This window comes from Micromonospora marincola (assembly GCF_056150385.1).
On record NZ_JAXCFT010000037.1, the window covers coordinates 1 to 6,433 of the forward strand.

Below are 6,433 nucleotides of genomic sequence, written 5' to 3' on the forward strand. Positions count from 1 at the left end.
CGAACAGCCCAGACCATCGCTGGGCGTCTACTCTGTAGGCGGCAGCCACCGCCGTATCTTTGGTCCACACAACCACGAGACTCAGCGGTGGCTGCTCCATGCCCACGGACAAAACCACACCGCTCCAGCAGGTCCGAACGGATCTCCTGCTGGAGTACTAGCACGTGCAGGGTGCGTTCGAGGCCCGAGGCGTCGAGCGAGACCTGGGAGGCGATGCGGTCGTCGTCGCCGAGTTCCGGCATTCCTGGCCACTCACCGGTGATCGTCAGCTCGTCCCGGGGATTGTTCGTCAGGGTGAGAGAGAGTTTCTTCTCGCCGTTGCGGGCATCGACGACGTGCGCCGCCACGACCGAGTTGTACTGGTAGGTGAGGCGTTGCTGATCGCCGAGTTCCATGGCTTCGAAGTCGAGGGTGACCGTGACCTGGCGGACGCCGTCCTTGGTGAGCAGGAAGAGGAGAAGTTTGTATCGCGAGTAGCGCCAGGGTCCCTTGCTGACCCGGGCCCGCTTGCACCCGGGTACGGGCGCCTCGATGAAGGCGTGCGCTATCACGTCCTGCGCGGCGAGGCGGTAGTGCCGCAGCGTGTCCTCGACCAGGATCTTGCGGTCGCAGTCGAGCCAGTGCGCCATCTCCGCGTCGGTCGGCTTCGATTCCAACTTGCGAACCCACCTGTCGTACGCTGCGCGCCGATCCTCGTAGTCGCGCCGGACCCGGTCTAGGTCGTCCCGGTAGCGGTGACCCTCGAGGAGAATCGCGAACCAGCCCTGGACGGCGAGCCGGGCCCCGGCCACGATTCCGGCCGTCGAGATCACCGTCGTGAACGGCGCCTCGGCGAGGGCCTGCCAGAGCAGCAGCGGGCCGGTAACCACCAGGACGAACACTGCGGCGCCGAAGGCGGTCCGCGTCCAGGATGGCACTCGGGAGTCCTCGGGATCCGCAGTCAGCTCACCGCTGAGCCACTGCCGTTTGACGTCGCTGGCGAGGAATCTCACTAGCCAGGCGACACGCTTGGCGTCGACCGGTTGCTCCCGGTACAGCTCGACCAGTTCGTTACGGAGGGTCTGCCGGATGCCCGCCGTCTCCGCCAGCCACGTCTCCCGGGTCATGTCAGGCGGCAGGTAGCGTCCGAAGTAGCGGTCGAATAAGGAGTCCATCGCGGAGGCGAACCGGTCGGACTGTGCGGGAGCACGCCGGGGTGTGAAGGTGAGACGTTGGCGGGCCGCTCGGCGTCGATGCCGAGCCAGCCTGATCGTGAAGCCGGCCCGGACCACGACGACGACGGCGCCAAGAGTCACCATCAGATAGCCGGCTGAGCGAGGCCATGAGTGGGCCCAGGCGTACTGGACCACCGCAAGGCTCGTGACGAGGAGCAGTGCCGAGCCGCCGAGGGCTCGTAGATAGTTCCCCGCGTCTTTACGGATCGGATGTGGCGGAACCGGCCTGGGAGGGATCGGCTTGGGCTGGAAGAACTTCCAGACCCGCTCCGTCCGGTCGTTTGCTGTCCTGTCCCGCCGGGCGGCCGCGAACGTCTTCTGCCAGGTCCAGTCCTGGTGCGGGCCGGCCAAGAAAACCTCGAGGTGGTTGAGGATGCTGTCCTGCAGGGGCGGTGTGAGCGATTCGAATTCCTTGACCACCACATCGATCGCGGCCGGGTCGGGAGTCTCCGCCGTGGTCTGCGGCAGCGAGTCCAGCAGCGAACCGACGGCGTTGATGCCCCGGGCCCAGGGATCTTCGGAGCGCTGCGCCGCCCAGCGGCGGACGTGTGCCAGCTGCGCGAGTTCCTGGTCCGTCAGGCTCTGCAGGGTACGGCCGCTCAACAGTGCAAGCGCCAGATAGAAGTAGGCGCGGGAGTTCTGGTAGCCCCGGGCGATGGCTTTCCTGATCAGCTCTCTCGCCTCGGTTGGGGCGCTGATCTCCAGGTAGCGGAGGCCGACCTCGAACTGCTGCTCCGGCGGGTCTTCGTCGCTGACGTGGTATCCGCCCTCGATGTGGACCTCCTGGGCCTGGAAACCCACCCGGGCATCGCCGTCCGCGACGTTGGCGAACGTCTTCTCCTCCGGTCCGGCGCTCATGACAGATTCCGCAGAGCCGCCATGAGCCCCGCGACCCGGGTGGCGAGGTCCGTCCAGTCCAGCAGCAGGCCGCGCAGCTTCCGCAGGGCCGTGGTCGCGCGGCTCCGTGCCTGGTCGTCGGCCGGAGGTACGTCGGCGGCGGCTGCGTCCATCTCCTGCTCCGCCGCGCGATAGGTGACCGTGTCCACGTCACCCGCCTCATGGCACTTACGGAGCGAGGCGCGTAAGTCCGCGAGCTGATCGTGGAATGCCTCCCCGCCCGCACCGCTCGGCGCACCGTAGACGGTCGCGTGGTGAACGGTATATGCCTGGAATCCAACGTGAGCGTTGCCCTTAGCGACGTTGCTGACAGAGCCGGACATCAACGCATCACCTGCTTCTTTCCGAGGACGGCGAGGGGAGGAGCCATACTGCGCCCCGAGTTCCTGGGCGAGCGCGAGGGCGAAGGCAGCGGCGTTGGCAGCGGCACGCGGCTGCCAGTTCTCGCCGTCGGTATGGACCTTGGTCCCGTCGGCACGGTCGCTTATGCCGCGGACGACGACGGCCGGCAGAGAGCGGTTCAGGTGGGCGGCCTGGGCGAGCCCGCCGGACTCCATCTCCACCGCCAACGCGTCGTTGTAGTGATCACGGATGCGCGCCGCCTCGGGCGAGGATGCCGAGTCGAGGACGACCTCTCCGGCGGCGATCGGGCCGAACCGCACCTTCGGCGCTCCTCCGGCGAGGCCCCTCGCCCAGCCTCGCTCCCGCTCAAGATGCCGGGCGAGCTGATCACAGGCATGGGGGATCTCCCACACGCGAGGCCGGGTGCGGAAAGCGTCGCTCTCGCTGGTGCCGCCGTGATACGCGTACACGTGGGTGGCCACGACGACGTCGCCGAGGCCGACGGAGGGCCAGAGCGCCCCGGCCACGCCGGCGAAGATGACCGCTTCCGGGTCGAACTCGGTCATGGCGCGCTCGGCGATGACGGCGGAGGGGTGGTTGCCCTTGCCAACAAGGCCGAGAATGATCTCACAGGAGCCTCCGGTCACGGTGCCACGCTCGAAGCGCGTGCCCATCGGATGTACGTGCGGTCTGACTTTCGTGAGACGTTCGCGGACCGCGTTGTACTCGAGGTCCAGTGCGGTGAGCACGACCACGGGTTTGGTCATCTCTTGTCTCCTCCGGCTGCGACGGTCGGAACCGTGCGGATCATGGGCGGGTAGAGGCTCCGGCGCGGACCAGCGCGGTAGACGCGGGCCGGACGGCCGGTGCCCGTAGCGCGGGGCGGACCGGCGGGGACCACGAATCCCTTCGTGCTCTGGACCTTGCGGTAAAAGTTGCGGGGATCGAGCGGGGTGCCCCAGACGGCCTCGTAGACCTGCTGCAGCTCTGTGAGGGTGAAGACGTCCGGGCAGAAGGCGGTCGCCAAGCTTGTGTGCTCCAGTTTGGAGCGGGCACGCTCCACCCCGTCGACGACGATGCGCAGGTGGTCGAAGGCGAGCGGTACTCGCGCGGCCAGTACGTCGTCGACCGGCGTCCACTCAGCGGCTGCGGCGTCGGTTCCAGAGACGGGCTCGGGAAGGCGCGGCGCGACGGCGAGGTGGGCGACGGAGACCACGCGTCCACGGGGGTCACGTTCGGGGTCGCCGTATGTGCCGAGCTGCTCCAGGTGCGGGATGGCGGTGAGCCCCGCCTCCTCCCGCAGCTCCCGGCGAGCGGCGGTGAGGATGTCCTCGCGCTCATCGGCGAGGAAGCCACCAGGCAGCGCTGCCCGCCCGATGAACGGCTCAATGCCGCGCCGCACGAGAAGCAGGTTCAGACGACCACCGCGCAGGGTGAGGATCACGAGGTCGACAGCGAGCAGGATCAGGGGTGCTTCCCAGGTGTCATCGGGCACTGCTCGACCATAGCTTCTTGTCGATCTGACAAGAAGGGGTCGGCGCTGTCGCAAGACCGACACCTTGAGTAGTGGCTAGATCACCAACGGGTGACCCCGAGTGTGGTGGCGCCGCCATACGTAGTGGCGGTGGTGCCAGGAAAGATGAAGTGGGGGTAGTGGGATAAAGCCGGCTGAGTGCCGCGCATGGCTCGGTAGCCACCTTCACGGATTCGGCGTAGCGCCTTATCACTTGCCGTGGTCGGTCCGGGCTGGCATCATCCCGGCCATGATCGAGAGAATCGAGTCCTCCGTCCGCCGGTGAGCGTGACGACCGAGCCTGGATCGCTCGGACCCCAGACCGCCCTGTTCGAACACGCCATGCGCCTGCATCAGCAGGATCCGGACTCGCCCCTGCCGCGTGATGGCGAGCCCTGTCCGGACGACAAACGCCACCGCTACCGGCGGCAGCGCCCGCAGACCCGGAAAGATCAGCGCCTCCGCGGCGTCGAAGTTGCCGCCATCCTCGACATGCACTTCGGCAAGGCCGATGCGCAACCGAGCGAACTCGTCGACGCGTTCTGCGAGGCTGATGTCCCGATCCATCGCAACGAGCACATCGCTGCGGCGGCGCTGCGCGCGGACCGGCAGCGGGTGCGGCAGGCCGGCCGGTGGCTGGTGCGGCACAGCCCCGATCGATGCTCAGCCACTGTTGGGTTGGCGCTGCTTGCCACGGATTGGGCGGAGGAAGACATCCCGCTGATCCAGACCATCGGTCTGCTGTCGCATCGGTTCGGGCCGTTGGCCGTCGAGGCGCTGCGACGTCGCCGAGGAGGCGGAGAAGCGTTGTTGTGGCTGGCTCAGCGGGTTGCCGGTTGGGGTCGGGTCTACGTCATCGAGGCGCTCTGCCAGCAGGGGACATACGCCTCGCGTCGATGGCTGCTGCGCCACGCCTGCGACGGCGACTACCTCAACGGCTACTTCGCCGGCCACGTCGCCACTGCAGCGCACCTGCATGAAGCGATCACCGGGACTGAGACCGACGATGATCTGGTCGACCACACCGGTCGACTGTTGAAGACAATGGCGGGCTGCCGTGGCATGGGCATGACCCTCGAGCACTATCCGCTGGCGCCCCATGTCCTGGGCGCGCACGTGGCTCGCCTCGGCCGGCAGACACCGACCCTGAACAGGTACGTCGACGCCGCGGTCATCGCCGATCATCTGGCGGACAATACTCCGCAGCGATCCGGATGCACCAATGAACAGCGAGACCACCTCGTCCAGCAGTACCTGGCGGTGCTTGACCGACAGGACTGGTGTGACGCGGTTCGCGCCGGACTTGATGCGGACAACGACTTCTTCGCCTGGTTCGCCAGCAACCCTGCGGCACGACTGCATCTGCGAGCGTTCACTATGATGAGGGGTGACGACCGATGAACGAGGCAGCCGATCAGCGCCTGATCGACGCCGTGCAGGCTGGGGCCGAGGTGACCGTCGGGCAAGCGTTGGCCGACGGCGCGGACCCGAACGCCACGGTTGGCCGCTTCCGAGGATCGGTGCTGGCCGAAGCGGCGCGCAGCGGCCGGCGGGGGATCGTGGGCATGCTGGTCGACTCCGGCGCGCACATCGGCCCCGCCGATCCCCGCACCGCCTCGCCGTTGCGCGCCGCCGTACTCGGGGCCCACACGGAGGTGGTGCTGTTTCTCATCGCGCTTGGGGCGCTCACGGCGGAACCCGCCACCGGGCCGAGCGTGTTGACCCAGGCCCTGTCCCACACGGCATTCCGTCCGACACCATCAGCTCTTGCGACGCTACGGGTGCTGCTGGAAGCGGGAGCGACCCCCGTCCCGAACGAGGAAGCACCACTCATCACCGCGCTGACGCGACCCGTCGCACCGGCGGTGCTACGACTTCTCCTCGCCTACGGAGCAGACGCCAACCAACAACGTTCCGACGCCACGCCAGCGATCGTGATGGCGGCGCGTCGAGGCGATCACGCCGCAGCCGACGTGCTCCTTGTGGCCGGCGCCGACGTGAACGCCCGCGACCGGCAAGGGCGAACCGGGTTGATGCACGCAGTCGAACGCAACGAACGACGGGTCATCGCTGTCCTCCTGCTGGCCGGCGCCGCCATCGACACCGTCAGTGCCGACGACATGACGGCCCTGCAACTTGCGCGCGGCTGGCAACGCCAGAACGTCCAGTTCATGCTGGGCGAGCGCCACGCAGGCATGGACGACGTGCCAATTGTTCGTACCGCTCTCCGGGTTGCCGCGTCCGACGTCCGGCTCGCCGGAGACCCGCAGATGCTTGATCTGCTGGCGGACGTCATCGACATTGCCCTAGTACTCCAGCAGGAGATCCGTTCGGACCTGCTGGAGCGGTGTGGTTTTGTCCGTGGGCGTGGAGCAGCCACCGCTGAGTCTCGTGGTTGTGTGGACCAAAGATACGGCGGTGGCTGCCGCCTACAGAGTAGACGCCCAGCGATGGTCTGGGCTGTTCG

General features: G+C 67.6%; 5 protein-coding genes. 2 read left to right on the plus strand and 3 right to left on the minus strand.

Features of this window, described 5'->3' with window-relative positions; genetic code table 11:
- The 3 genes from SM450_RS30845 to SM450_RS30855 form a co-directional block, all read right to left on the minus strand.
- On the minus strand, positions 1 to 2,072 hold a 2,072-nt coding region (locus SM450_RS30845; protein WP_474623300.1), incomplete at its 3' end, for a hypothetical protein.
- Positions 2,069 to 3,220, minus strand: a complete 1,152-nt coding sequence (locus tag SM450_RS30850) for a 5'-methylthioadenosine/S-adenosylhomocysteine nucleosidase family protein (protein ID WP_474623301.1) — start codon at positions 3,218 to 3,220, stop codon at positions 2,069 to 2,071. The genes SM450_RS30850 and SM450_RS30845, both read right to left, overlap by 4 nt.
- Positions 3,217 to 3,948, minus strand: a complete 732-nt coding sequence (locus tag SM450_RS30855; RefSeq protein ID WP_474623302.1) for an NUDIX hydrolase — start codon at positions 3,946 to 3,948, stop codon at positions 3,217 to 3,219. Before SM450_RS30855 ends, SM450_RS30850 begins: the two co-directional genes overlap by 4 nt.
- Positions 3,949 to 4,248: 300 nt before the next feature.
- Here SM450_RS30855 and SM450_RS30860 point away from each other — a divergent pair, with 300 nt between their 5' ends.
- Positions 4,249 to 5,367 carry a hypothetical protein gene (locus tag SM450_RS30860; RefSeq protein WP_474623303.1) on the plus strand — a complete coding sequence of 373 codons (1,119 nt, stop codon included), beginning with the start codon at positions 4,249 to 4,251 and terminating at the stop codon, positions 5,365 to 5,367.
- Positions 5,364 to 6,433, plus strand: a 1,070-nt coding sequence (locus SM450_RS30865; protein ID WP_474623304.1) for an ankyrin repeat domain-containing protein, incomplete at its 3' end; no start/stop codon positions are given. The genes SM450_RS30860 and SM450_RS30865, both read left to right, overlap by 4 nt.

Coding starts and splice junctions, on each gene's coding strand:
- SM450_RS30850 (WP_474623301.1), bottom strand. CDS start 3,220: ATGACCAAACCCGTGGTCGTGCTCACCGCACTGGACCTCGAGTACAAC.